The sequence below is a fragment of the Kribbella sp. NPDC048915 genome (genome assembly GCF_040649595.1).
Classification (GTDB): Bacteria; Actinomycetota; Actinomycetes; order Propionibacteriales; family Kribbellaceae; genus Kribbella.
In genome coordinates this window covers 25,154-49,245 of the sequence record NZ_JBEZFT010000020.1, presented here as the reverse complement: position 1 = coordinate 49,245, position 24,092 = coordinate 25,154, and the positions used below count along the sequence as shown (strand labels likewise).

The 24,092-nt window shown below is 68.8% G+C and carries 22 protein-coding genes; 13 read left to right on the top strand and 9 right to left on the bottom strand.

The genetic code is table 11. From position 1 onward, the window contains the following. Positions 1–35 precede the first annotated feature (35 nt). The 3 genes from nadB to AB0B82_RS13555 all read right to left on the bottom strand — a co-directional run bounded on the left by nadB (position 36) and on the right by AB0B82_RS13555 (position 2,803). Positions 36–1,544: an L-aspartate oxidase gene (gene nadB / locus AB0B82_RS13565; protein WP_360166480.1), complete on the bottom strand. Its 1,509-nt coding sequence runs from the start codon at positions 1,542–1,544 to the stop codon at positions 36–38. After that, entirely contained in the window at positions 1,541–2,521 is a 981-nt protein-coding gene (nadA, locus tag AB0B82_RS13560; protein ID WP_360166477.1) for a quinolinate synthase NadA, read from the bottom strand. The genes nadB and nadA overlap by 4 nt, the downstream gene beginning before the upstream one ends. A gap of 75 nt (positions 2,522–2,596) precedes the next feature. Then, entirely contained in the window at positions 2,597–2,803 is a 207-nt protein-coding gene (locus tag AB0B82_RS13555) for a hypothetical protein (RefSeq protein WP_360166474.1), read from the bottom strand. A gap of 69 nt (positions 2,804–2,872) precedes the next feature. Between AB0B82_RS13555 and AB0B82_RS13550 the strand changes: the two genes are divergently transcribed. Further along, positions 2,873–3,577: an NUDIX hydrolase gene (locus AB0B82_RS13550; protein WP_360166471.1), complete on the top strand. Its 705-nt coding sequence runs from the start codon at positions 2,873–2,875 to the stop codon at positions 3,575–3,577. A gap of 37 nt (positions 3,578–3,614) precedes the next feature. Here the strand turns inward: AB0B82_RS13550 and AB0B82_RS13545 are convergent, their stop codons facing one another. The 3 genes from AB0B82_RS13545 to AB0B82_RS13535 form a co-directional block, all read right to left on the bottom strand. Further along, complete coding sequence (locus tag AB0B82_RS13545; RefSeq protein WP_360166468.1) at positions 3,615–4,064, bottom strand: DUF1931 family protein; 450 nt, start codon at positions 4,062–4,064, stop codon at positions 3,615–3,617. 146 nt (positions 4,065–4,210) lie between these two features. After that, entirely contained in the window at positions 4,211–5,332 is a 1,122-nt protein-coding gene (locus AB0B82_RS13540) for a mechanosensitive ion channel domain-containing protein (protein ID WP_360166465.1), read from the bottom strand. Positions 5,333–5,408: 76 nt separating this feature from the next. Then, complete coding sequence (locus tag AB0B82_RS13535; RefSeq protein WP_360166462.1) at positions 5,409–6,326, bottom strand: PrsW family glutamic-type intramembrane protease; 918 nt, start codon at positions 6,324–6,326, stop codon at positions 5,409–5,411. A 295-nt stretch (positions 6,327–6,621) separates the two neighbouring features. Here AB0B82_RS13535 and AB0B82_RS13530 point away from each other — a divergent pair, with 295 nt between their 5' ends. The 5 genes from AB0B82_RS13530 to AB0B82_RS13510 all read left to right on the top strand — a co-directional run bounded on the left by AB0B82_RS13530 (position 6,622) and on the right by AB0B82_RS13510 (position 13,604). Further along, positions 6,622–7,287, top strand: coding sequence for a response regulator (locus AB0B82_RS13530; protein WP_360166459.1), 666 nt, complete (start codon positions 6,622–6,624; stop codon positions 7,285–7,287). Then, positions 7,284–8,702: an ATPase domain-containing protein gene (locus AB0B82_RS13525; protein ID WP_360166456.1), complete on the top strand. Its 1,419-nt coding sequence runs from the start codon at positions 7,284–7,286 to the stop codon at positions 8,700–8,702. Before AB0B82_RS13530 ends, AB0B82_RS13525 begins: the two co-directional genes overlap by 4 nt. A gap of 100 nt (positions 8,703–8,802) precedes the next feature. Continuing rightward, on the top strand, positions 8,803–10,230 hold the full coding sequence (locus AB0B82_RS13520) for an AAA family ATPase (RefSeq protein ID WP_360166453.1): 1,428 nt from the start codon (positions 8,803–8,805) through the stop codon (positions 10,228–10,230). Next, positions 10,227–13,049 (top strand): AAA family ATPase, encoded by a 2,823-nt coding sequence (locus AB0B82_RS13515; RefSeq protein ID WP_360166450.1) that lies wholly within the window; start codon positions 10,227–10,229, stop codon positions 13,047–13,049. Before AB0B82_RS13520 ends, AB0B82_RS13515 begins: the two co-directional genes overlap by 4 nt. Positions 13,050–13,151: 102 nt before the next feature. Then, complete coding sequence (locus tag AB0B82_RS13510; RefSeq protein ID WP_360166447.1) at positions 13,152–13,604, top strand: DNA starvation/stationary phase protection protein; 453 nt, start codon at positions 13,152–13,154, stop codon at positions 13,602–13,604. Here AB0B82_RS13510 and AB0B82_RS13505 read toward each other — a convergent pair. Beyond that, positions 13,592–13,816 (bottom strand): DUF1918 domain-containing protein, encoded by a 225-nt coding sequence (locus AB0B82_RS13505; protein ID WP_360166444.1) that lies wholly within the window; start codon positions 13,814–13,816, stop codon positions 13,592–13,594. The two genes, AB0B82_RS13510 and AB0B82_RS13505, sit on opposite strands and share 13 nt — an antisense overlap. A 411-nt stretch (positions 13,817–14,227) precedes the next feature. On the opposite strand from AB0B82_RS13505, the gene dnaK reads away from it, so the two are divergent. The 7 genes from dnaK to AB0B82_RS13470 are packed head-to-tail and all read left to right on the top strand — an operon-like array spanning position 14,228 to position 22,578. Then, complete coding sequence (gene dnaK, locus AB0B82_RS13500) at positions 14,228–16,102, top strand: molecular chaperone DnaK (RefSeq protein ID WP_360166441.1); 1,875 nt, start codon at positions 14,228–14,230, stop codon at positions 16,100–16,102. Positions 16,103–16,107: 5 nt separating this feature from the next. Further along, entirely contained in the window at positions 16,108–16,638 is a 531-nt protein-coding gene (locus tag AB0B82_RS13495; RefSeq protein ID WP_360166438.1) for a nucleotide exchange factor GrpE, read from the top strand. Beyond that, positions 16,638–17,591, top strand: coding sequence for a DnaJ C-terminal domain-containing protein (locus tag AB0B82_RS13490; protein WP_360166435.1), 954 nt, complete (start codon positions 16,638–16,640; stop codon positions 17,589–17,591). The genes AB0B82_RS13495 and AB0B82_RS13490 overlap by 1 nt, the downstream gene beginning before the upstream one ends. Continuing rightward, entirely contained in the window at positions 17,588–17,896 is a 309-nt protein-coding gene (locus AB0B82_RS13485) for a chaperone modulator CbpM (protein WP_360166432.1), read from the top strand. Before AB0B82_RS13490 ends, AB0B82_RS13485 begins: the two co-directional genes overlap by 4 nt. After that, positions 17,887–20,514, top strand: coding sequence for an ATP-dependent chaperone ClpB (gene clpB / locus AB0B82_RS13480; RefSeq protein WP_360166429.1), 2,628 nt, complete (start codon positions 17,887–17,889; stop codon positions 20,512–20,514). Before AB0B82_RS13485 ends, clpB begins: the two co-directional genes overlap by 10 nt. Further along, positions 20,511–20,945, top strand: a complete 435-nt coding sequence (gene trxC / locus AB0B82_RS13475) for a thioredoxin TrxC (protein ID WP_360166426.1) — start codon at positions 20,511–20,513, stop codon at positions 20,943–20,945. The genes clpB and trxC overlap by 4 nt, the downstream gene beginning before the upstream one ends. A 13-nt stretch (positions 20,946–20,958) precedes the next feature. Further along, entirely contained in the window at positions 20,959–22,578 is a 1,620-nt protein-coding gene (locus AB0B82_RS13470) for an FAD-dependent oxidoreductase (RefSeq protein ID WP_360166423.1), read from the top strand. A gap of 82 nt (positions 22,579–22,660) precedes the next feature. Here the strand turns inward: AB0B82_RS13470 and AB0B82_RS13465 are convergent, their stop codons facing one another. Further along, entirely contained in the window at positions 22,661–23,116 is a 456-nt protein-coding gene (locus tag AB0B82_RS13465) for an Hsp20/alpha crystallin family protein (RefSeq protein WP_360166420.1), read from the bottom strand. A 153-nt stretch (positions 23,117–23,269) separates the two neighbouring features. Beyond that, positions 23,270–23,956: a BON domain-containing protein gene (locus AB0B82_RS13460; protein WP_360166417.1), complete on the bottom strand. Its 687-nt coding sequence runs from the start codon at positions 23,954–23,956 to the stop codon at positions 23,270–23,272. Between the last annotated feature and the right edge of the window lie 136 nt (positions 23,957–24,092).

Genomic DNA, 24,092 nt, shown 5'->3' with positions numbered 1-24,092 from the left:
CCTGAGGAGTGATCACCTGCCCGAAAGGGCATCCTTCACGTCGTTGTCGGGAGGAGCTGGCGGGTGGTCGGACGCCCTTCTCGGTCCAGGTGTACGACGATGTGCTCGCCCCATCGTTCGTCGGTGTGCGGATGGTCGGAACGCCAGTGACAGCCACGGCTGTCCTGCCGTGCGGTCGCGGCGACGACGACGGCCCGCGCCACCGTCGCGAGCGGTCCGGTGCCCATCGTGTCGAGTTCCTCCGCGGCGGCGTTCAGACCCGCGCCGTCGCGACGAATGCCGGCGTACTTGCTCAGGATCGTCCGAATCCGCTCCGGTTCACGATCGTCGCCGAGAAGGACCTCACGAGTGCGGCCGAGGTCCTTCGCGGGGAGGTCGAGGGTCAGCGCCGCCGCGACGCGGCGCCCGAAGACGAGCCCTTCCAGCAGGCTGTTCGAGGCGAGCCGGTTGGCCCCGTGCACGCCGGTCGCAGCCACCTCGCCGACGGCGTACAGGCCGGGTACGTCGGTCGCGCCGTTCCGATCGGTCCGCACGCCGCCGCACAGGAAATGTTCGGCCGGCGCAACCGGGATCTGCCCGGACAACAGGTCGACGCCGATGCGTGCGCACGAGGCCAGCACGGTCGGGAACCGCTTCCGCAGTACGTCCGCCGCGACCCCGGTCGCGTCCAGCCAGACATGGTCCGTTCCGTCGCGGCGCATCGTCGCTTCGATGGCGCGAGCGACGATGTCGCGGGGCGCCAGGTCAGCGCGCGGATGCCGTCCGGCCATGATGCGGCGGCCGTCGGCGTCGCGCAGTACGGCGCCCGCGCCGCGGACCGCCTCGGTGACCAGAGGCAACTGACCGCTGGTCTCGCCGGTGTGGAGCGCGGTCGGGTGGAACTGCACGAACTCCATGTCCACCAGCGATGCGCCGGCCCGCAGCGCCAAGGCGATCCCGTCACCGCGTACCGTCGCGGGGTTGGTGCTGGCCAGGTACGCATTGCCGATGCCACCGGTGGCCAGTACGACGGCGCGCGCGTCGATCTGCTGGATTTCGGTGCCCGTCTCGACGAGCACCCCGACGACGCTTCCGGAATCGGATTGCAGCAGACCGACCGTACGCCCGGTCATCATCTGAACGCCGCTGCGCTGCAAGGCGCCGTGGAGCGCGCGATGAACCTCTGCGCCGGTGGCGTCACCGCCCGCGTGCACGATCCGCGGCCGACTGTGGCCGCCTTCCAGCGTGCGCAACAGTGCGCCCGCCGCGTCCCGGTCGAAGCGTGCCCCGTGCGCGATGAGTTCGGCCAGCCGCTGCGGTCCTTCCTCGACCAGCGCACGGAGATTCCGGGGATCGCAGAAGCCCGCGCCCGCGATCTCGGTGTCGTGCCAGTGGTCGAGCGGATCGTCCTCGCCGTACGCGGCCGAGATGCCGCCCTGCGCCCAAGGTGTGCTGCCGTCGCCGGCACTGAGCAGGATCACCCGACGGGTCGCCGCGAGACCGAGCGCGACCGACGCGCCCGCCACCCCGGAGCCGATCACGACGACATCGGTCGTGCGGGTCATCGCGCACCCGCAGGCTTACCGATGGCGACCATCCGCTCGACCGACCGCCGGGCCCGCTCGACGACCTCGGGCGGGAGCTGGATCTCGTCGCGTCCCTCCCGCAGGCAGCGCACCAGCAGCTCCGGGGTGATCATCTTCATGAAGCGGCACGAGGCCTTCGGGTTCACCGGCAGAAAAGTGGTCTGCTGATTGACCTTGCGTAGCTGGTGGAGCATGCCGATCTCGGTCGCGACCAGGGCCGTCTTCGAGGTCAGGCCGCGGGCGGCGTCCAGCATGCCGCCGGTGGAAAGGATGTGGGTCCGCTCGGCCGGAAGGTCACCGACGCCGGCGAGCCAGACCGCCGACGACGCGCAGCCGCACTCGGGGTGAACGAGGATCTCGGCCTCGGGATCGGCGGCCACCTGAGCGCGCAGGTCGGCCGCGCTGATGCCGGCGTGGACGTGGCACTCGCCCATCCACACCTCGATGTTGTCCCGGCCGGTCTGCCGCCGCACGTGCGCGCCGAGGAACTGATCGGGCAGGAACAGCACCGGTCGATCCGCCGGAATCGAGTTCACCACCTCCACCGCGTTGGACGACGTACAGCAGATGTCGGCCTCGGCCTTCACCGCCGCGCTGGTGTTGACATAGGCAACTACCACGGCATCGGGGTGCTCGGCTTTCCAGGCCCGCAGCTGGTCGGCGTCGATGGTGTCGGCCAGCGAGCAGCCGGCCTGGGCCGTCGGGATCAGCACGGTCTTGTCCGGGCTGAGCAGTTTCGCCGTCTCGGCCATGAAATGCACGCCGCAGAACACGATCGTGGACGCCTCGGTCTCGGCCGCGATCCGCGACAGGGCGAGCGAGTCGCCGACATGGTGGGCCACGTCCTGGATCGCCGGTTCCTGGTAGTTGTGGGCGAGAATCACGGCATCGCGTTCCGCGGCGAGGCGCCGTACCTCGTCCTGCCAGTTGATGGTGGTGCGCTGCTCAAAGGTCACAACAGATCCTTCGTTCGGAAAGTTTTCGCTCAACAGGCGATAACTAGGCGTGATGATGTCGGGGACGAGCCTGGTTCAGCGGGTCACCAGCAGACTGATGTCCAGCGCGGTGGGGGAGTGGTGGTCAGGCCGGCGACGCGCCCCCGCCTGCTCGGCGATCAGCACCGCCTCGGCCTGCGGGGTCTCCGGGACACTCCATCTGGTGGTGACGTCGTCCGCCGCCTGGTCCTCGAGCAGTGCGGCCGCCACCGCGGTCCGGACCGTCTCCGTCGTCAGTTGCATCTGCTGCCCTGCTCTCCGTGCGGTTTTCGCCTGCGAGGCGATAACTGGGTACACGCTACCATCTGCCTCGTGTCCACAGCCAAGAAAGGTGATCCGGTTAACTTCCCCAGCTACCCGCACGAGGTGCTCGCAGTGGTCCTGTCGGTGCGCGACGGCAGGCTGTGTGTACTGCTGTGGAAACGTGCGCGGAGCCCGTACCGCGGCCGCTGGGCGCTTCCCGGCGGCGGGGTCGAGCCCACCGAGCGGCTCCGGGAAGCCATCACCGGTCACCTTGCGGCGAAGGTCGACGTGCGCGACGTCGCGCACCTGGAGCAGTTGGCCACGCACAGCGCGATCGACCGCGATCCGCGGGCGCGGGTGCTCGCGACGGGCTACCTAGGTCTGGTTCCGTCCGACGTCCAGCCGAAGCTTCCGTCGGACACGCAATGGCACCCCGTCGACGAGTTGCCGCCGACCGCGTTCGACCATCACTTCTTCATCGAGGCCGCGGTCACCCGCTTGCGCGCGAAACTGTCGTACACCAACATCGGCTTTGCGCTCGCGCCGCTGGAGTTCACCATCGCGGAGCTCCGCGACCTGTTCGGCGCCGCCCTCGGCTACGAGCTCGGCGCAACCAACCTCACCCGCGTCCTGACCCGCCGGCACGTGATCGACCCGACCGAGCGCCGAGCCACCCCCGGGCAAAGCGGCGGCCGTCCCGCGACCGTCTACAAGTTCGTCACCCGCGAACTCACCGTCACCGACCCCTTCGCCGTCCTCCGCCCGCCCCGCTGAGGGGGAGTGGCGAAGGGACGGCGGGCAGCTGCCGGAACTAGAGCAGCAGGCCGAAAATCTGGAACACGTCTTCCCAGTGCGCCGCCTGCGGGTTCTTGACCTCGGGGTCGATGATTTTGAACGTGCGAGCGAGCGCGACGCTCAGTCCTCCCACCACTTCCGGCAACCGGGACTCGGTCTCCTCACTCACAGTTACGTCGAACGGCGCGTACTTCGCCAGCTGGGCCAGGATCGGCTGCAGCTCGATCTCCTCGTCGATCTCGCGGAAGGCATGAATACTCTCCTGCAATCCCTTGGTGATGGGCAGGTCGCGGGGCTGGACGATGTCCCGGCCGTTCGCCTTCGCCGTGCCCTCGCCGATCACCAGGAGATCGTGGAGCTTGTCGCTGATGAAGTCGCTGTAGCGCTTGAGGTCGTCCTTGTCGACGTCCAGGCCCGCGGCGGCGCGGAAGAAGCGCTCGAACCTGTGCACAGCCATGACCGTCATGCAGCCTCCTTCAGGTGCGGGTGTTCCACGACCGGACAGTTCGTCGCAGGCACGCCGGCTGTCGCAATGTTGCCGCGGCGAACCGTGCTCGTCACCACGCAAACGTGTAGAGCAGCGCCGGCCCTGTGGAGATCGGCCCGATCAGGTCAGCGTTCCACCTCGTGGTCCGGTGCGGATCGATGGTCCGGGCCGATGCCGTCCGCCCGGTTCGTGCTCGGAAGACGGATCGGTACTGCGGATTCGACCACGTCGGCGCGAACCTTCGGTAGTGCGCCGGGGTGATGCTGCTGCAGGAACGTGAGCAGCTTCTCGCGGACCTCGCAGCACAGATCCCAGTTGCTGGGCGCGTCGGCGGAGCTCACCAGACCGCGGACGACCATCGTCGTCGGGGTCGCGTCGACCACCTGCAGCACCCAGTCCAGGCCGTCCCACAGCGGTGACTCCTGGACCAGGCGGTGCATCTCGGCGCGGAGTTCCTCGATCGGCACGCTGAAGTCGACGTGCAGCACGACGCTGCCGATCACCCGCGCCTCTTGCCGGGTCCAGTTCTGGAAGACGTTGGTCGTGAACCACGAGATCGGCAGGATGAGCCGCCGATTGTCCCAGGCCCGGACCACGACGTAGGTCAGGGTGATCTCGTCGATGCGACCCCATTCGTCGTTCACGACAACGACGTCGTCGATGCGGATCGGGTCGGTGAGCAGGATCTGCAGCCCGGCCAGCAAGTTGCCGAGCGTCGTCTGCGCAGCGAGACCTACTACGACGCTGAGCACGCCCGCGGAAACGAGAAAGCTCGCACCGACGGAACGTGCCGAAGGGATGGTCATGACCGCGGTGGCGACCGCTACGACGACCAGGACCGCGATCGAGATCCTGCGCAGCAGAACGACCTGGGTCCGAATCTTGCGGGCCCGCCGATTGTCGCTGACGCCGATGTCGAAGCGCGCGACGGTGACGTCTTCGAAGACGCCGCTCAACTGAATGAGCAGCCATAGAACGCTCGCGATCAGGGCCAGGAGAAGGACGTGCCGTCCCACCGACACAAGGGTCCGGCCCAGTCCCGCGTACGGGAGTGCCAGGAGCAATGCGGCGACGATCACAGTGATCCGGAACGAACGTTTGCAGCGCCGTCCGAGCGACAGCCACAGTGTCGCGTCCGACCGCAGTCGCTGACGACGGACCAGTCGCTCGACGGCGAATGCCGCCGCCCACGCCACGACCACCGCGACGGACAAGGTGACCGCCGGTCGCACGAACGATCCGTCCATGATCATCGCCTGCGACGGACGTGTGCGGTCGGTCCATCCCTGAGACCGCACTCAGCAGCTGCGGTCGCTCCGGACCTCACGGCAGCACTGCCGAACGAGCGTTCTTGGGCCGGGTCCTTCGCCAGGTGACCCAGAGCGTCGCGACGCCGAGCAGCGACACCAAAGCGAGGAAGCCGATGGAGAGCACTGTGAACACGTGCACCTGCTCTGCGGTGGGCGTCGGGAGATAGCCCACGGACAGCAGCCGGTACTGCCACGGCGTACCGGTGAGCAAGAAGGTGAGTGCGAGCGCAATGCTGTGCGTGTAGTCCCACAATGCGTGCAGCATCGAGATCCACACATACATGAGCAGAACCACTCCGTTGAAGCGGAGCCGGCCGCCGCGGGCCTCCAGGAACAGGACCCCACCGAGGATCGCCGTCCACAGCCCGTGTCCGAACGGCGCCAGGACGCCGCGCACCAGCTCCGTCTCGACAAGAGCAGTCAGTGACAGACCTTTGACGGTCAGCAAGGCGTTGAATGCGTAGCCGGTCGACTCGAACGCCGCGAACCCGAAGCCGACCGCGGCGCCGAGTACGAATCCGTCCCGGCCGTGGCGCTGCGTCAGGTGGCGGGTGACGAAGACGAGCCCGCCCAGCTTGGCCGCCTCTTCGATGAGGCCGACGCCGAGGAACAGCCAGGCGGAGGGCGCCAGCAGGTAGGTCTCCAGCAAGGCTGCCGACAACACTCCCAGCAGTCCGCCGACCACGAAAGCGCTGACGATGAGCTCGGCCGTGACGTGATCGTCCCGCCATCTCTGGAACGACCAGGCGACGAACGTGACGGGGATGAGAAAGCTGCCGAGCAGGATCAGCGTGGGGACCAGGTTGGCGTTGGCGGTCAACAGCGTGACGACGAGGCAGGCGAGCCACAGAAGGAAGCCACCGCCGAGGATCCGCGCCCACGCCCGGCGGCCGCGTCGACGCGCCGATCGGCCGGCTGTGACGGCGGACATGCTGTTCACCCCGTTCTGCGTACCCGGGCGCAGAGAACGTCCGCGACGTGCGGGTCCACGGTTCGCCTCCTGTCTCGACGCGTGCCGAGTCTCGTCGAAGAGACGCCCGCCGGCATCCCGGAAACCTGTAGTCCGCCGCCTGGGCCTCCAGCGTCGGCTGCCGCGCGATGAGGTAGTCTGCGACTCACAATAGGTATTCGCACCGAGCACCCATGCTCCAGCGATCAGGAGCCCGACCGGCCGCCTTCGCCGGTGGAACGCGTGTCGTACCAACGGGGAGAATTGCGTTCGGCCCATGCCTGATTCGCCTGTGTACAGTATCGGGGCCCTCGTGCGGATGCTCGGCATACCGGCGGCGACGCTGCGGTCCTGGGAAGACCGTTACGGCGTCGTCGTGCCCGAGCGGAGTCCGGGCGGCCACCGTCTGTACTCACGCGTGCAGGTCGAGCAACTCCACTTCGTCCGCGACCGGTTGTCGGACGGAATGGCAGCCAGTGACGCCTACCGCCTCCTGGAGCGCCGCCTCGCCAGCGGCGTACAGCTGGAGCCGGCCAGGATTCCGGGCGGAGAAGGGCGGCTCGTCATGCTGGCCGAGCAGGATCCGTTCGCCGCCGACTTCGCCGACTACTTCCTGCGGACCGAAGGGTACCGAGTCAACGTTGTCTCCACGGCTGAGCAGGCGCTGGCCGAAACCGTGGGGAAGGTTCCGGATCTCGTCCTGATCGATCTGCTGATCTCCGGGGCGCAGGGACTGTGGCTCTGTGGCCAGTTACGACAGCAGTTCGACCTTCCCGTGCTGGCGATCTCGACGCTCGACCTCCGGGACGAGGCGCTCGAGGCAGGCTCGGCCGCCTTCCTGAGGAAACCGCTGGACCCGCTGCGGCTGATGTCGGTCGTCCGGGATCTGCTGGGGCAAAGCGCCGACCTGGGGTCGGCGGCCGCTGCGAAACGGAGCCCATGAACGGCCGAATGACGTCGGGATCGGAGCCGCTCGACGTCGTGCTCGGCGGCGGACTGCCCCGCAACGCGATCGTCCTGGTGATGGGTGCCCCCGGCGCCGGCAAGACGATCTTCGCGCAGCAATGGGTGTTCGCGAACGCCACCCCGGATCGGCCGGCCCTGTACCTGTCCACGGTCTCCGAGCCGCTGGAGAAGATCCTGCGGTACGGCCAGCTGCTGTCGTTCTTCGATCCGGCCGCGGTCGGGCGCAGCGTGTGGTACGAGGATCTCGGAGGGACGCTGCGCGAGCAGGGCCTGCCGGGAGTTCTCGAGCGCGTACGCGAGCTCATCCGCGTCAAGCAGCCGGCGATGATCGTGATCGACAGTTTCAAGGCGACGCATGCTTACGCCGGCAGTCGGAGTGGGGCCTTTCGGGCGTTCCTCCACGATCTCGCGGGCATGCTGAGCGCGTTCCCGGCGACCTCGATGTGGATCGGTGAGTATCAGGAGGACGAGATCCCGCGCTCGCCCGAATTCGCGGTGGCCGATGCGATCATCGGGCTGAAGAGCGTCCATTCCGCCGAGCGCACGTCCCGGGCTCTCCAGGTCCACAAGCTCCGCGGCGGCGGCTTCCTGGCAGGGTCACATTCCTACCGCCTGTCGGCGGATGGATTCACGGTCTATCCGCGGCTCGCGGACCCGGCCGATGCGAAGGACTACGACCTCCTCGGTGAGCGGATTCCGTCCGGTATCCACGCGCTCGACGACATGCTCGAGGACGGCTACTGGTCGGGGTCCTCGACGCTGGTGGCCGGACCCACCGGGATCGGCAAGACTTTGATGGGACTGCACTTCGTGTCCTATGCCGTCGGCCGCGGCGACGCCGCGATCATCGCGACGATGCAGGAGGATCCCGCACAGCTGGAGCGGACGGCGTCGCAGTTCGGCTGGTCGGTGAAGACCGACAACCTGACCGTGATGTACCGCAGCCCTGTCGACCTGAACGTGGATCAGTGGGTGTACGAGCTTCTCGACCTGATCGAGACGACCGGCGCGAGCAGGGTCCTCCTGGACAGCCTCGGAGACCTGCAGGCCGCGGCGCCGGACGAGCTGCGCTTTCGGGAGTACCTCTATTCCCTGTTGCACAGGTCGTCGCGGCACGGCACGAGCCTGATGATGACCTATGAGCTCCCTGAGCTGTCCGGCGTCTCGAAAGTTTCGGACGTGGCCGTGTCGCACATGGCCGACAACGTCGTACTACTGCAGTACAGAGGCCTCACCGGCCCGATGTCACGCACGTTGACGGTGCTGAAGACACGGGCCGCCAACCACCGCTCCGGTGTCAGGGAGTTCCAGCTCACCGCCGACGGGATCGTGCTCGTCCCCGCGCAGCCGCTGAATGACTTTGAGGCTGGGCAAGGTGCTCCGCAGGTGTAGCTGCCTTCGGCACTTCCTCGACAAAGCTGGCGGGTCGCCGGTCGTCGGAGGAGTGTCCAGGTGTACGGCGACGCACCCGATGAGCGAGGGAGCGGCTCCCATGGACACGCAGAGATCTCCGGACGGCGGGCTTCGCGGACGGTTGGAGGAATCCAGGGCGATCGCCGGCCTCCTCGACTCCGTGGCGACCGGTCACCGAGGGATCCTGCTGGTGGACGGTACGCCTGGCATCGGGAAGACCCAGCTGCTCGCCGCGGCCGAGGAGCGGGCAAAGCAGGACGGGTTCACCCTCGTGAGTGCTCAAGTCGATGAGTTGCCATGGCCCGGGCCACTGGCGTCCCTGTTCACCGGACCGGACCTGGCACCACTGGGCGGTCCGCCTGCCCGGGCGCCCACAGCCGCGATGGACAGGCTCGCGTGCCTCCAGAAGGTGGCGGCTCGGATCGGGAGGCTGGCGGCACGAGGTCCGGTCTTCATCACCGTGGACGACGTTCAGTGGGCCGACGCGACGACTGTCATGTTGCTGCGGGAGTTGCCGACGTTGCTGGGGACGGACCAGCCGGTCGGATGGGCGCTGGTGCGCCGGACAGGGACACGGCAGCGCTCGGCAGAATGGCTGTTCGGAGAGTGGGAGCGCCAGGGAGCGGCTCGGATTGCGCTCGGACCGCTGACGGACGAGGCGGTCGCCGAGGTCATCGCGGACGTGCTGATGGCGCGGCCGGACGACGACCTGCTCGCCATGGCTCGCGGTGCGGCGGGGAACCCGCTCCTTGTCAGAGCGCTCCTGGACGGGCTTCGAAAGGAGGGCGGCGTCGCCGTGATCGCCGGCCGGGCACGGCTGCTGTCCGAGCAACCACCGGGGGAGGTGCGTCAGGTCGTGCGCGGTTGGCTCATGCGGCTCAGCTCCACGGCGCGCCACCTCCTCGGCGTCACCGCGTCCTTGGATCGGTTGTTCGGCGTGGACGACTTGACCGATCTCCTCGGGTGGCCGGACGAGCAGGTGCGGCGGGGGCTCCGCGATGTCGTCGCGGCAGACCTGTTCACGGTCGTCGGAAAAGATGTGCTGGGCTTCCACCACGAACTGGTCCGGCAGTCGGTGGCCGCCGGCGTTCCGGTGGCGGTGCGTCTGGCGCTGCGTGGTCAGGCAGCGGGGAACGGACGGCCTTCCACGCTCCTGCCGGCGGCGCCCGGGACCGACCGGCGGAGCGAAACATCCGTGCGGGGTCTGAACAGGCGCCACGAACTGCGGTGGGCGGACAGCCGTGCCGACGGGCCGCGACGTCGCGCCGAGGCGTGGGAAGCGCTCACCGGCACCGAGCGGACGGTGGCAGAGTTGGTCGCCCAAGGGCTGACCAATCGCGAGGTGGCGGAGCGCGTCTTCCTGTCGCCGCACACCGTGTCCTTCCACCTGCGCAAGGTGTATCGCAAGCTCGGCATCCGCAGCCGCGTGGACTTGACGCGCGCGTTCGTGCACGGCGAACGCGATCAGCGCGCCGGCGATGACGTCTCCGCCGGCGCGCTGACGTGACGGGACGGCCGACGCGGGCAGAGGTCCGAAGTACGCCGACTTCCAGCCCACCGCACCGACCCTTGTACGGCCGGGAGACCGAGGTCCGCCGTCTCGGTGAGTCTGTCGCGGCAGCGGCGGCCGGCCAGGGAGGTGTCGTGGTGGTCGACGGCACGGCGGGCCTCGGAAAGAGCCGGCTGGTGCTGGAGGCGGCGATCCAAGCGCGGCGCCTCGGGGTCGCCGTAGCACCCGGAGCCGCCGGGAAGTTCCGTCGGACGACGCCGCTGGCACCGCTGCTGGAGGCGATGCGGAACAGTAGTCCACCGATCCTCAGCGAGACGGAGTTCGCTCCCGCGCAGGTGCTGGAGTACGGCGCCACCCGGCTCATCGACCAGCTCGAGACGGCGCTCCGGGGAACGGTCGCACGTCACCCCGTGCTGATCACGCTGGACGACCTGCAGTGGTCGGACCTACTCACAGTGGTCGCTGTCCGGGCTCTGACCGAACGCCTGGCGACCAGCCCGGTGCTATGGCTGCTGAGCCGACGCCCCTGGCCGTCGATGCCAACGCTGGACACGTTGGTCTCCGACCTGGCCGCGGCCGGCGCGGTCAGACTCCAGTTGGCGCCGCTGCCGCCGGCCGCGGTGACGGGGGTGGCCGGTGATCTGCTGGGTGCGACGCCCGACACCATGCTGCTGGAACTGCTGGACAAATGCGCCGGCAACCCTTCCATGATCGTGGATCTGCTCTCGACGCTCGCCGACGACCACGAGTTGGTCATCGACGCAGCATTCGCCCGGCTTCGACCCGCACCGGAACAGCGGCTTCGCGGATGGCTCACGCAGGTAGGTCCGCTCACCCGGCAACTACTGAGCGTTGCCTCGATCTTCGGCCGAACCTTCGACCTACCACCCGTCGCTCGGGTTCTGCACTGTCAGGTCGCCGAGTTGTTGCCGTCGATCGACGAGGCGCTCGGGGTGGGGCTGCTGGTGGAGGAGGGCGCGCGGTTGAGTTTTCAGCACGCCCTCGTCCGTGAGGCGGCCTACGATGCGCTGCCGGCGGATGCGCGGAAGAGTCTGCACCGGGAGGCTGCCGACGCGTTGCTCGGCACCGGCGGCTCGATCTCCGAGGCGGCCGCCCATGCGATCATCGGCGCGGAGCGCGGCGACACGCACTTCGTCGCCTTGCTGGTTCGTGCCTCCGACGAGGTCGCGGCCGACGATCCCGGCGCAGCCGCAGACCTGCGGCTGCGTGCTGTCGACCTGATGCCGACCGCCGACGCGGACCGCCCGCAGCGCCTCCTGGAGGCGACCGGGCTGCTCTTCCGGGCGGGGCGGAGGACGGACGCCCTAACGCTGGCCGAAGACGCGCTGCGGGCCGACCTGCCGGTCGACATCGAGGCGAGACTTCGGTGCCAACTGGCCGACTCGCTCGGCATCGCCGGGTACTCGGCCTCCGCGCTGCACCATGCCACGACCGCGCTGGGCCTCCGGGGCGTCGACGACTCGACGCGGGCCCTCCTGTACGCCGCGGCGTCGAAGGCACACCTGGTAGCCGGTGACGCCGCTGCGGCGCTGCGGGCCGGCGAACAGGCGATCACCGTCGGCACGAGGCCGGTTCGCGCGGGCCGGGCGCTGCTCGTCATGGCGGCGGCCGAGCGAGTGCGCGGCCGCTTGACGAGAGCGCTTGAACTGGTCGATCGAGCCGTTGACCTGCTGGCCGGCGATCCGGCGGGGGTGCAGCATCCGGAAACCTCGTGGGCGCGCGGGCGCACCTTGATGGCGCTCGATCGCTTCGAGGAGGCGCAGGCCGCGTTCGACGCCGGGAGTCGATGGGTGGGTGCGGCCGGCACGGAGTACCTGGACGTGCCGGGGTACATCTCCCGCGCCATGCTGCAGTTGCAGCGGGGCCGCCTCGACGAAGCCGTTGCCGAAGGCAATTCAGGCCTCATCCAGGCCGAGGAGCTGGGGTTGTCGGTGCACGTGCCCGTGTTGTGCGCCGTACTCGCGCAGGCCCATGCCTACCGCGGGGAGTTCGAGCCGGGCCGCCGCCGGCTGCGCCGTGGGGTGAGCGCGGTGAGCGAGCCCAGAAGCGTCGGGGCCCAGCAGTTGGCCTGGGCGACGGCAGCGCTCGACGAGGCGGCCGGCGAGGACCCTTCCCGAGTACTGGCAGAACTTTCCTCGGCCTCTGATCAGCTGCCGAACGGGTTGCAGGCACTGGCGTTCGACCCCATGGCGGGACCGTTCCTGGTCAGGCTGGCCAGGCGCGTCGGCGACGCCGCGCTGGCGGGCATGGCCGCCGAGGCGACGGATGCCCTCGGCCGGATCAACCGCGGGGTGACCTCCTTTGTGGCCGCGGCCATGCAGGCCGGCGGCCTGCTCGACGACGATGCCGATCGCCTGGTAGCGGCTGCGCGCGCGTTCGAAGCGAGTCCCCGCCCGCTGGCTCGAGCCCGTGCCGCCGAGGATGCGGCACAGGCTCTTCTTCAGCGGGGTCGGCGCGCCCAGGCCGTCGAACAGTTCGAGTCGGCGCTGGCCGGCTACACCGACGCCGGCGCCGTGGTCCTCGCTCAGCGCGCCCGCGAGCGGCTGGCCGATGTCACGGGCCCGCGCGGGGGAACGCCGGCCACCGGTAATCCCTCGTTCGGCTGGGCCAGCCTGACGGCAGCAGAGCTCCGGGTCGCGCGACTTGCCGCCGTCGGCCTCACCAACCGGGCCATCGCCGACGAGCTCGGCCTGTCCCCGCATACCGTCGAGTCGCACCTGCGGCACTCTTTTCGCAAACTCGACGTCCGGTCCCGGGTCGAGCTGACCCGCGTCGTCCTGACCGCGGATCGTTGATCGATCGATGAACCCGGGTGATCACGCGCTACGCGGTCGCGGGATGCCGCCACTGGAGGTGCTGGCCATGATGAGGTGATCCCTCTAGGCAGGAGCAGAGCTATGGAGCGGCAGCTTGTCGGACGAGAACTGGCCCCGCTGCTGATCGAGTTGGTAGATCTCGCACTCATCGCGAAGCAGGCGCACTGGAACGTCAGCGGCCTGTGGTTCAGGCAACTTCACACGCAACTCGACGAACTCGCCGATGACGTCAGGCTCTGGTCCGACGACGTCGCCGAGCGCCTGACGACGATCGGCGACGCCGCCGACGCGCGGGTCGAGACCGTTGCGGCCGAAACACCTTTCACTGGCTTCCCCCGCGGTTTCCTCGACAGTACGAAGGTGGCACCGCTGATCGTCGAACGGTTGAGCAAGGTGATCGAGAACAACCAGGGCCGGATCGAAAGGCTCGGCGCTGCCGACCTCGTCAGCCAGGACCTGGTCATCGGTGTCACCGGCGGCCTGCAGAAGCACGAGTGGATGTTCGCCGCCGAGCAGCCGACTCACCACCCGTAGAGCCGGTCTCGCCGGGTGCCGGCGGGAGGGAATTGGACGACCTGGGCATCCGGTCCCGGGTAGACCAGGGCAGGGTTCTGGAGGCCGACCCAGCGCACCAGGTACGGAGGTGTGCCGTTGCTGCCTCGGACCTCGATGATCGTGCCGTCTCGCACCGGGCATCCGACCTTGTGTCCGTGCACGTGGATGTGGTCGCCGACTTGCGCGTACATGCCTACCTCCTCAGGCAGCTGCTTCAGCCCTTCGCGTTCCCGTGCGGAGCTCTGGAATCCCTCTACCGGCCCTGGTGCGGACCCTGATGTGCCGATCCCGCCGTTGTCAGCCTCCGACGCGACGACGACGCAGCACATCCCGGGTCCGCGCAGTCCTCCGGCTGCGGCCGAACTGTCCGTGTCCTGGCCTTGCGCGGAGAGCCGGAAAACCACCTGATCCGGGGATGCGCCCGCGGTGCCGCGGCGAAAGCCGGCGCAGATGTCCGATCGCGCCATCGAAGGCTCGGCTGCGACGGTGGCCTGATGCCCGCAACCGCATGTTCCAGGGATGTGCTTCCGATCCTGACCAGACCAAGCTGGGTGCATCCGTGACACGCCAACGAACGCCCCGGAGGACACAGGAGGAAGACCATGGCGAAGGCCGTCGGCATCGACCTGGGCACGACCAACTCTGTGATCGCGGCGATGGAGGGCGGCCAGCCAACGGTCGTACCGAACGCTGAGGGGGCCAGAACCACGCCTTCGGTGGTGGCGTTTACCGACGCCGGCGAACGGCTGGTCGGCCAGTTGGCACGCCGGCAGTCCGTCCTCAACCCCAAGGGGACGATCAGCTCGGCGAAACGGTTCATCGGCCGAAGGTTCGAGGAGGTCTCCTCGGAGGTGTCGGCGGTTTCGTACGACGTGGTCGCCGGGCCGGACGGAGCAGTCAGGTTCAAGATCCGGGACAAGCTGCACGCGCCCGAGGAGATCTCCGCGCTGGTGCTGCGCAAACTGGTCGAGGACGCCGGCAAGTTCCTGGGAGAGAAGGTCACCGAAGCCGTCATCACGGTGCCCGCGTACTTCAACGACGCCCAGCGCCAGGCGACCAAGGACGCCGGCCGGATCGCAGGCCTGGAGGTACTGCGGATCATCAACGAGCCGACCGCGGCGGCGCTCGCCTACGGCATGGACAAGCGGGAGAACGAGACGGTTCTGGTCTTCGATCTCGGCGGTGGCACCTTCGACGTCAGCGTGCTCACGGTCGGCGACGGTGTGGTCGAAGTCCGGGCCACAGCCGGTGACTCGCACCTGGGCGGTGACGACTTCGACCGCCGGATCGTCGACAAGCTGGCCGACGACTTCCAGCGCGAGGTGGGGGTCGACCTGCGCAGCGATCCGCAGGCGTTGCAGCGGCTCTTCGAAGCCGCCGAGAAGGCGAAGGTCGAGCTCTCGTCGGTCACCCAGACGACGATCAGCCTCCCGTTCATCACCGCGAACGCACAAGGTCCGCAGCACCTCAACACCACGCTGATGCGATCCACCTTCGAGCAGCTGACCAGCGACCTGATCGATCGGTGTCTCGGTCCGGTGGAGCAGGCGATGGCCGACGCCAAGATCACCTCCAACGACATCGACGAGGTGATCCTGGTCGGCGGATCCACCCGGATCCCGGCGGTGCAGGCGCTGGTTCGCCGGATGACCGGCGGCAAGGACCCCAACATGACCGTCAACCCCGACGAGGTGGTCGCGATCGGTGCCGCGGTCCAGGCTGCGATCATCAAGGGCGAAGTCAAGGACGTACTGCTGCTCGACGTCACCCCGCTGTCGCTGGGGCTGGAGACGATGGGCGGGGTGATGACGAAGGTGATCGAACGCAACACCACCATCCCGGCCCGCCGCACCGAGACCTTCACCACCGCCGAGGACAACCAGACCGCGGTGGACGTGGTCGTCCTGCAAGGCGAACGGGAGTCGGCGGCAGACAACCGGATCCTGGCCCGCTTCCGGCTGGAGAACATCCGTCCGGCGCCTCGCGGCGTGCCGCAGATCGAGGTGACCTTCGACATCGATGCGAACGGCATCCTGCACGTGGCCGCCAAGGACAAGGACACCGGAGCGGAGCAGAAGGTCACGATCAGCGAGACCTCCAACCTGGACCAGTCCGAGGTCGAACGCATGATCGCCGACGCCGAGGCACACCGCAGCGAGGACAGCCGGCTGCGGGAACTGGTCGATGCGCGCAACACGCTCGATTCGGCCGCCTATCAGGTGGACAAGGTCCTCGCCGACCGCGGCGACGCGGTGGCCGAGCACGACCGGGCCCGGGCCGAGATGCTGGTCGGCGACGCGCGCGAGGCGCTGAAGGATCAGGACACGTCCCTCGAGCGGCTCCGTTCGCTGACCGGGGAGTTGCAGCAGGTCGCCCAGGCGCTGAACATGACGCCGCCGCCGCAGGGCTCCACCGGCACGCCCCCGGCGGACGGTGGTGATGACGACGTCATCGACGCCGAGTTCACGACGAGCTGATGGGGATGGCCGATCAAGAGACCGAGACCGAGGCCGACGCTGAGACCGAGGCTGAGACTGAGGCCGGTACGGCGCCGCCGACCGCGGCGGAACTGGAGGAAGCCCGGCAGCAGGCCGCCGAGATGGAGGACAGGTGGCGGCGCACGGTTGCCGAGCTGGACAACTTCCGCAAGCGCGCCGCTCGGGAGGCCGGCCAGGCGCGCGAGGCCGAACGGGCCCTGGTTGCCGCCAGCTGGCTGCCGGTCGTCGACAACCTGGAGTTGGCGCTGGAGCACGCCGACGCCGACCGCGACGCGATCGTCGAGGGTGTCCGGGCCGTGCGTGACCAGGCGCTCGCCGTCCTTGCCGGACTCGGCTACCCCCGGTTCGACGACCGCGGGAAGCCGTTCGACCCGGCCCTGCACGAGGCGGTCGGTACCGCACCCGCGCCGGACACACCGGGCGGCACGATCGTGCATGTCGTCAGGCCACGGTACGGCGACGGGACCCGGGTGCTTCGTCCGGCTGCCGTCATCGTCGCCGCGGAGGAGAGCTGATGCCTGCCAGGGACTTCTACGAGATCCTCGGGGTGTCCAGGGGCGCGAGCTCCGACGAAATCCAGCGGGCCTACCGCAAACTCGCTCGCCAGTACCACCCTGACGTCAACAAGGACCCGGGCGCCGAGGAACGGTTCAAACAGATCTCCGAGGCCTACGACGTACTGTCCGATCCGCAGCAGCGCAAACGGTACGACGCCTTCGGCGAAGACTTCCGGCGCGTCCCTCCGGACGTCGACCCGGACACGTACGCGCGCTCTCGTGCCGGGCCCGGCCGCGCCGGGGGCGGGCAGACCTGGCACGAGAGCAGCTGGCAGACCGCAGGCAGCCCGTTCGATGCCGACAGCATCGATCTGGACGACCTGCTCGGCGGCATGTTCGGCGGACGGACCCGGCGCGGCTGGGGCCGGATCCCGGGCGCGGACCAGGAGGTCGAGCTGGAGCTGACCGTGGAGGAGGCCTACCGGGGCGGCAACCGGAAGCTCACCGTGCGCAGTCCGACCGGGGCGGATCGGACCATCGACGTCAAGATCCCGGCCGGTGTGGTGAACGGCCAGCGGATCCGGCTCGCCGGGCAGGGCGGGCAGGGCACCGGCGGCGCGCCGGCCGGCGACCTGTATCTGGTCGTCCGGATCGCCGATCATCCGCGGTACCGGCTGTCGGGCCGTGACCTGATCGTCGACCTGCCGCTCGCCGCTTGGGAGGGGGCGCTCGGGGCGACGGTCCCGGTCGAGACACCGGGCGGCGAGACGACGGTGAAGGTGCCGAAGGGCAGCTCGACCGGGCGCAGACTGCGGCTCAAGGGGCGCGGTCTGCCGAACCCGCGCGGGACACCGGGCGACCTGTACGCCGAGGTCAGGTTGATGGTACCGAACAGGCTGACCCGCGAGGAGAAGCGTCTGTTCGAGGAACTGGCCGGTACGTCGAAGTTCGACCCGAGGAGGCGGGCATGAGTCGTCAGTTGACCAGACCCACCAGGTTCGCCCTGGAGGACTTCGCCAGGTTGTCCGGACTACATCCCGACCTGCTCAGGCGATTCGTCGCGCTCGGACTGCTCGAGGCCACGACCGACCGCAACGGCGAGTTGTGGTTCAGCCCGCCGCAGCTGGGCCGGGTGGCCCGGATCCAGCGGCTGCGAGCCGGGTTCGCCTTGAACTATGCGGCGATGGGGCTGGTGCTGGATCTGCTGGACCGGATCGCCGTACTGGAGGCGGAGCGCCGCCGCTTCGCCCGGACAGGAGCCAGAACATGGACATGAACCGGCTGACACAGAAGTCGCAGGAAGCTCTGCACGACGCTCAGACCAAGGCCCTGCGATTCGGCCACAGTCAGGTGGACGGTGAGCACCTGCTGCTCGCGCTGCTGGAGCAACCCGACGGTCTGGCACCGAGGCTGCTGGCGCAGGCCGGCGCGGATCCCGACGGCCTGCGGGACCGAGTGGAACAGGAACTGAACCGGCGTCCGAAGGTCAGCGGACCGGGGGTGGAGCCCGGCCAGGTGCTGGTCACCCAGCGGCTGTCCCGGCTTCTCGACGCCGCGGACCGGGAGGCCAGGCGGCTCAAGGACGAGTACGTCTCGATCGAGCACCTGATGATCGCTTTGCTGGAAGAAGGGCGGCAGAGCACCTCCGGGCGGCTGCTCGCCGAGCAGGGGCTGACCCGCGACGGCTTCCTCTCGGCGCTGACAGCCGTCCGGGGAAACCAGCGGGTCACCTCGGCGATGCCGGAAGCGTCGTACGAAGCGTTGGAGAAGTACGGCCGGGACCTGGTCAAGGACGCGTCGGAAGGCCGGCTGGATCCGGTCATCGGCCGCGACACCGAGATCCGCCGGGTGGTGCAGATCCTGTCCCGCAAGACCAAGAACAACCCGGTGCTGATCGGCGACCCGGGCGTCGGCAAGACCGCGATCGTCGAGGGTCTCGCGCAACGGATCGCCAACGGCGACGTGCCGGAGGGTTTGCGGAACCGGACGGTGTTCGCGCTCGACCTGGCGTCGCTGGTTGCCGGAGCCAAGTACCGCGGCGAGTTCGAGGAACGGTTCAAGGCGGTGCTCAACGAGGTGAAGGCGGCCGAGGGCAGGATCCTGTTGTTCGTCGACGAGTTGCACACCGTCGTGGGCGCGGGAGCGACCGAGGGAGCGATGGACGCGGGCAACATGTTGAAGCCGATGCTGGCCCGCGGTGAGTTGCACATGATCGGCGCCACCACGCTGGACGAGTACCGGATGCACATCGAGAAGGACGCGGCGCTGGAGCGCCGGTTCCAGCCGGTGATCGTGGACGAGCCGACGGTCGAGGACGCGATCTCGATTCTGCGCGGCCTGCGGGAGCGGCTGGAGGTCTTCCACGGTGTAAAGATCCAGGACGCCGCGATCGTCGCGGCCGTCGTGCTCAGCCACCGGTATATCTCCGACCGGTTCCTGCCGGACAAGGCGATCGACCTGGTCGACGAGGCGTGCGCGATGCTGCGGACCGAGATCGACTCGATGCCGGCCGAGCTGGACGAGCTGACCCGGCGGGTGCGTCGGCTGGAGATCGAAGAGGCCGCACTGGCCAAGGAGGAGGACGCCGCCAGCCGGCAGCGGCTGGACGAACTGCGCAAGGAGCTGGCCGATCTCCGCGCCGAGGCTGATGCGATGCACGCGCAGTGGGAGGCCGAACGGCAGGCGTTGCGGAAGGTGCAGGCGCTGCGGCAGGAAATGGAGCAGGTCCGGCAGGAGGCCGAGCAGGCCGAGCGCGATTACGACCTCAATCGGGCCGCCGAACTGCGGCACGGCCGGCTTCCGGAGCTCGAACGGCAACTCGCCGCCGAGGAGGAGCGCCTGGCCGAGAAGCAGCACGGTCATCGGCTGTTGCGCGAGGTTGTGACCGAGGACGAGATCGCGGCGATCGTGTCGCGGTGGACCGGCATCCCGGTCAGCCGCCTGCAGGAGGGCGAACGGGAGAAGTTGCTGCGGCTGGACGAAGTGCTGCACGAGCGCCTGGTCGGCCAGGACGAGGCGGTCCAGCTGGTGGCGGATGCCATCGTCCGAGCCCGTTCGGGGATCAAGGACCCGCGCCGGCCGATCGGTTCGTTCATCTTCCTCGGGCCGACCGGAGTCGGAAAGACCGAGCTGGCGAAGACACTCGCGGCGGCGCTGTTCGACACCGAGGAGAACATGGTCCGCATCGACATGAGCGAATACCAGGAGCGGCACACGGTGAGCCGGCTGATGGGAGCACCACCTGGGTACGTCGGCTACGAGGAGGGTGGCCAGCTGACCGAGGCTGTTCGGCGGAAGCCGTACTCCGTGGTGCTGTTCGACGAGATCGAGAAGGCACACCCCGATGTCTTCAACACGCTGCTTCAGATCCTCGACGACGGCCGCCTGACCGATGCGCAGGGTCGGACCGTGGACATGCGCAACACCGTCATCATCATGACCTCGAACATCGGTTCGGCGTACCTGCTGGACGGGGTGACCGCCGACGGACAGGTCAAGGAGGACGCGCGGGACGCCGTGATGGAAGAGCTGCGGCGGCAGTTCCGGCCCGAGTTCCTCAATCGCGTCGACGAGATCGTGCTGTTCAAGCCGCTGACGATGTCCGAGATCGAGCGCATCGTCGACCTGATGTTCGACGACCTGCGGACCCGGCTGGCGGATCGCCGGATGACCCTCGAGGTCGAGCCGGAGGCGGCTCGGCACATCGCCGCTCAGGGCTTCGACCCGGTCTACGGCGCCCGCCCGCTGCGCCGCTTCATCGCCCGCGAGGTGGAGACACGCATCGGTCGTGCACTCCTCAGCGGCAACGTGCTGGACGGAGCAGTGATCCGGGTGACCGTCGAGGACGGCAACATCGTGGTCAGGCACGAGAACCCGGTGGAGGCAGCGGCATGAACGTGGTGACCTGTCCGCAGTGCAAGCGCCGGAACCGGGTGCCCGGCGCGGCGAAAGGGACTCCCCGGTGCGGGAACTGCCATCAGCCGCTGCCCTGGATCGTCGATGCCGGTGACAACGATTTCGCCGAGGTCGTGGAGCGGTCCGACCTGCCGGTGCTCGTCGATCTCTGGGCGCCGTGGTGCGGACCGTGCCGGATGGTCAGTCCGGTGCTCGAACAGCTCGCCACCGAGCGGGCGGGGCAGCTCAAACTGGTCAAGGTGAACGCCGACGAGGCGCCGGAGCTGTCCCGGCGCTTCGACGTGAGATCCATTCCGACGCTGATGGTGTGGCGCCGTGGTCAGGCGGTCGCGACGCAGATCGGTGCGGCGCCGGCGTCGGCGCTGCGCCCATGGCTGGAAGAAGCGCTGGCAAGGGAAACCGCGTCGTGATCGGAGCCGCCGGATGAAGGAGACGCCCGATCTGTACGGCGCCTTTCCGCGGCTGGACCGCGACCAGTTGGCCAAGCTCGCGCGCGTGGGTGAACGCCGCACGACCAGTGCCGGCGAGATACTGCAGGCGGCGGGGGAGTCGCCGGAGGAGTTCATCGTCGTGCTCGACGGCACTGTGGCCGTCGTGGAGGAGCTAGGCCGGCCGGAGCGCGTCGTCGCCGTCCACGGCCCGCTCCGCTTCCTCGGCGAGATCGGCATCGTGTCCGGGCGGCCGCTGTTCCTCACCGCGATGGCGCTGGAGCCGGGGCAGGTGCTCGCCGTACCGCTCGACCGGCTCAAAGAGCTGGTACAGCACGATCCACGGCTGGCCGACCTGGTTCTCCGGGCGTTCCTGATCCGCCGGTCGCTCGACTGCTCACTCGGCGCGGGCTTCGCGATCATCGGGTCCCGGTTCTCGGCCGACACGCGCAGGTTGCGCGATTTCGCCGCGCGGAACCGGCTGCCGCATCACTGGATCGACCTGGAGACCGACGCGGAGGCTGATCGCCTGCTGCGCGAACTCGGCGTCGAGCGGAACGAAACCCCGGTGGTGATCTGGCGCGGGGAGGTGCTGCGGAACCCCGAGAATGCCCGGCTGGCTGCCGCGGTGGGTCTTCGCCGTGCGGCGCCGGTGGAGTCGGTGTGGGACCTGATCATTGTCGGTGCGGGGCCGGCCGGTCTCGCGGCCGCGGTGTACGGCGCGTCGGAAGGTCTCGCGACGGTGGTCCTGGATGCCGTGGCCACCGGCGGCCAGGCAGGCACTGCGTCGAGGATCGAGAACTATCTCGGCTTCCCGGCAGGCATCAGTGGCGCCGAGCTGGCCGACCGCGCTGAGCTCCAGGCCAGACGTTTCGGCGCCGAGATCACCGTGCCTGCCACCGCCGTCGCACTGGAGGAGAGGGACGGACACCAGGTAGTCCTGCTGGACAACGAGACACGGATCAGCGGCCGAGCGGTGCTGATCGCCTCCGGCGTTCGGTACCGGCAGCTCGACCTGCGCGGACTGAATGCCTTCACGTCGGCGAGCGTCTATTACGCGGCGACCGAGGCGGAGGCGAACCTGTGCCGCAACGACCCGGTGGTTGTCGTCGGCGGCGGCAATTCCGCCGGGCAGGCCGCGGTGTTCCTGGCCCAGCACGCGGCCGATGTGCTGCTGGTTGTCCGGGGCAACGACCTTGGTCAGGACATGTCCCGCTACCTGGCCGACCGGATCGAGCAGACTGTGGGGATCCAGGTCGCGGTGCACAGCGAACTCCGTGAGGTCCGCGGTACCTGCGCCATGGAGGAAGTCGTGGTCGAGGATCTGAAGACCGGCGAGTGCCGCACAGTACCGGCGAAGGCTTTGTTCGTCTTCATCGGCGGTATCCCGCACGTCGGCTGGCTGGGCGGCGCAATCGACCTGGACGATCGCGGGTTCGCCCTCACCGGCAGTCAGCTTGCCGGCCGGAAGACGCTCGAGACCAGCAGACGGGGCGTCTTCGCTGTCGGCGATGTCCGCAGTGGGTCGGTGAAGCGGGTGGCCGCGGCGGTGGGGGACGGCGCCTTCGCCATCCGCATGGTTCACGAGCACCTGCACCCCACGCATTCCCCGTGACGGCTGAGTTGTCCGGTGCACAACACCACACCGGAACGCCTCCCAGCCGACCCACCGCCGATGATCACGATCCGGGCTGCGGCTACTTCACCTCCACGTGCCGGCGTCGGCCGGCGGAGCTCTTCGGCACCCGCACGTGCAGAACGCCGTCGTTGAGCGTGGCTTCTACGCGATCCTCATCCACGGGGTCGGGCAGAACGACCTCGTAGCGGAAGCGTCCCCAGGAGCGGTTCTGGCGGCGCAACCAACCGGTCCGCTTCTGTTCCGGGCGCTCACCGCTGATCACGATCCGCCGGCCCTCCAGGTCGATGTTGATGTCCTTCTTCTTGACGCCGGGCAGTTCGACCTCCAGGAGATACGCGTCGTCGGTCTCCTCCACGTCGGCCAGCGGGGTGAAGCCGTCCGAACCGAGCAGCGACGGCAACTCCGGCCATTGCCCCTGGAACAACTGAGACATCTGCTGGGTCAGCCGGTCGAACTCGCTCGCCGTGTCCCAGCGGGCGACGTCGTTCCTCGTGCGTGCTGCGGGCATCGCCATTCTCTGCTCCCTTCGTGCTGCGGCCGGCCGGATTGCCAGGCCACACCTGCCAGGCTGCGACGCCGAGGCCGCTCGGCACATCCCGCGTCCGCGCAGTGGTCACGGTGGACCGCCTGGGTCACGCGGAGGCCGTAGTCGTGCCGGTGGGTCGGCTCAGGACGGGCCGATCGTGATCTGGTTGTCGACCGTGGCCACGCCGGGCGCGGACCAGGCCACTCGCTCCGCCTCTCTCCGTTCGGCCCATGAGCGGACGGTTCCCTTCAGGATGACCGTGTCCCCGCGCACCTCGGTCATGATCCGTTCGGCGTCGGTCTCGGCGCTGCGCACGAGCGCCTCCTCGATCCGCTTCTTCAGCTCGCGCGGTGACGGCTTGACCCGTGGGGTGACCGTGATGAGATTGCTGACCCCACGCACGCCGGACAGACGACGAACAGCTCGCTCCGCGTCGTACTTCTGGAACTGCCACTCGACCTGGCCGCGAAGAGTGACCCACCCGCCGGACACCGTGACCTCGAGGTTCTCGATCGGCACTCCCGCATCCCATTCCAGCGCGCGGGTCGCGGCTGCTGCGATGTCGGCGTCGGTGCGCTCGGCGGAAGTCGGGAGCCGGACCTCGATCTCGTTGGCGACCGCGGCCACCGCGCGCACCTTGTGCGCGGCCCGCTCCGCGGCCCACTTCTTGAGGTAGGAGTCGACCCAGCCGGTCAGGACCACGACGCCGTCCTTCACCGCGACGCCGATCTCATTGGGCTGTATGCGGGCGTCCCACTTGAGCTCCTCGAGGACCTCCCGCTGGATCTCCTCGTCGCTCGTCGTTGTCGTTGCCGTTGCTGTCGCCATTGGTTGCTTCCTCCCGGCTGGATCTCGTTCTGCGGCCGGAACCTTGCGCGGGGTCCGTTCGCTCTCGCACCTGGCCGGATCAGCGGCCTTTCGCGAAGAGTTCCACCGATGTGGCGGGTAAACATCCCCGGTCTGC

Coding starts and splice junctions, on each gene's coding strand:
- AB0B82_RS13510 (WP_360166447.1), top strand. CDS start 13,152: ATGGAGCGGCAGCTTGTCGGACGAGAACTGGCCCCGCTGCTGATCGAG.
- AB0B82_RS13520 (WP_360166453.1), top strand. CDS start 8,803: ATGGACACGCAGAGATCTCCGGACGGCGGGCTTCGCGGACGGTTGGAG.
- AB0B82_RS13505 (WP_360166444.1), bottom strand. CDS start 13,816: ATGTACGCGCAAGTCGGCGACCACATCCACGTGCACGGACACAAGGTC.
- AB0B82_RS13545 (WP_360166468.1), bottom strand. CDS start 4,064: ATGACGGTCATGGCTGTGCACAGGTTCGAGCGCTTCTTCCGCGCCGCC.
- clpB (WP_360166429.1), top strand. CDS start 17,887: ATGGACATGAACCGGCTGACACAGAAGTCGCAGGAAGCTCTGCACGAC.
- AB0B82_RS13460 (WP_360166417.1), bottom strand. CDS start 23,956: ATGGCGACAGCAACGGCAACGACAACGACGAGCGACGAGGAGATCCAG.
- nadB (WP_360166480.1), bottom strand. CDS start 1,544: ATGACCCGCACGACCGATGTCGTCGTGATCGGCTCCGGGGTGGCGGGC.
- AB0B82_RS13485 (WP_360166432.1), top strand. CDS start 17,588: ATGAGTCGTCAGTTGACCAGACCCACCAGGTTCGCCCTGGAGGACTTC.
- AB0B82_RS13465 (WP_360166420.1), bottom strand. CDS start 23,116: ATGGCGATGCCCGCAGCACGCACGAGGAACGACGTCGCCCGCTGGGAC.
- AB0B82_RS13530 (WP_360166459.1), top strand. CDS start 6,622: ATGCCTGATTCGCCTGTGTACAGTATCGGGGCCCTCGTGCGGATGCTC.
- AB0B82_RS13470 (WP_360166423.1), top strand. CDS start 20,959: ATGAAGGAGACGCCCGATCTGTACGGCGCCTTTCCGCGGCTGGACCGC.
- AB0B82_RS13490 (WP_360166435.1), top strand. CDS start 16,638: ATGCCTGCCAGGGACTTCTACGAGATCCTCGGGGTGTCCAGGGGCGCG.
- AB0B82_RS13495 (WP_360166438.1), top strand. CDS start 16,108: ATGGCCGATCAAGAGACCGAGACCGAGGCCGACGCTGAGACCGAGGCT.
- dnaK (WP_360166441.1), top strand. CDS start 14,228: ATGGCGAAGGCCGTCGGCATCGACCTGGGCACGACCAACTCTGTGATC.
- AB0B82_RS13555 (WP_360166474.1), bottom strand. CDS start 2,803: ATGCAACTGACGACGGAGACGGTCCGGACCGCGGTGGCGGCCGCACTG.
- AB0B82_RS13535 (WP_360166462.1), bottom strand. CDS start 6,326: ATGTCCGCCGTCACAGCCGGCCGATCGGCGCGTCGACGCGGCCGCCGG.
- AB0B82_RS13525 (WP_360166456.1), top strand. CDS start 7,284: ATGAACGGCCGAATGACGTCGGGATCGGAGCCGCTCGACGTCGTGCTC.
- AB0B82_RS13540 (WP_360166465.1), bottom strand. CDS start 5,332: ATGGACGGATCGTTCGTGCGACCGGCGGTCACCTTGTCCGTCGCGGTG.
- trxC (WP_360166426.1), top strand. CDS start 20,511: ATGAACGTGGTGACCTGTCCGCAGTGCAAGCGCCGGAACCGGGTGCCC.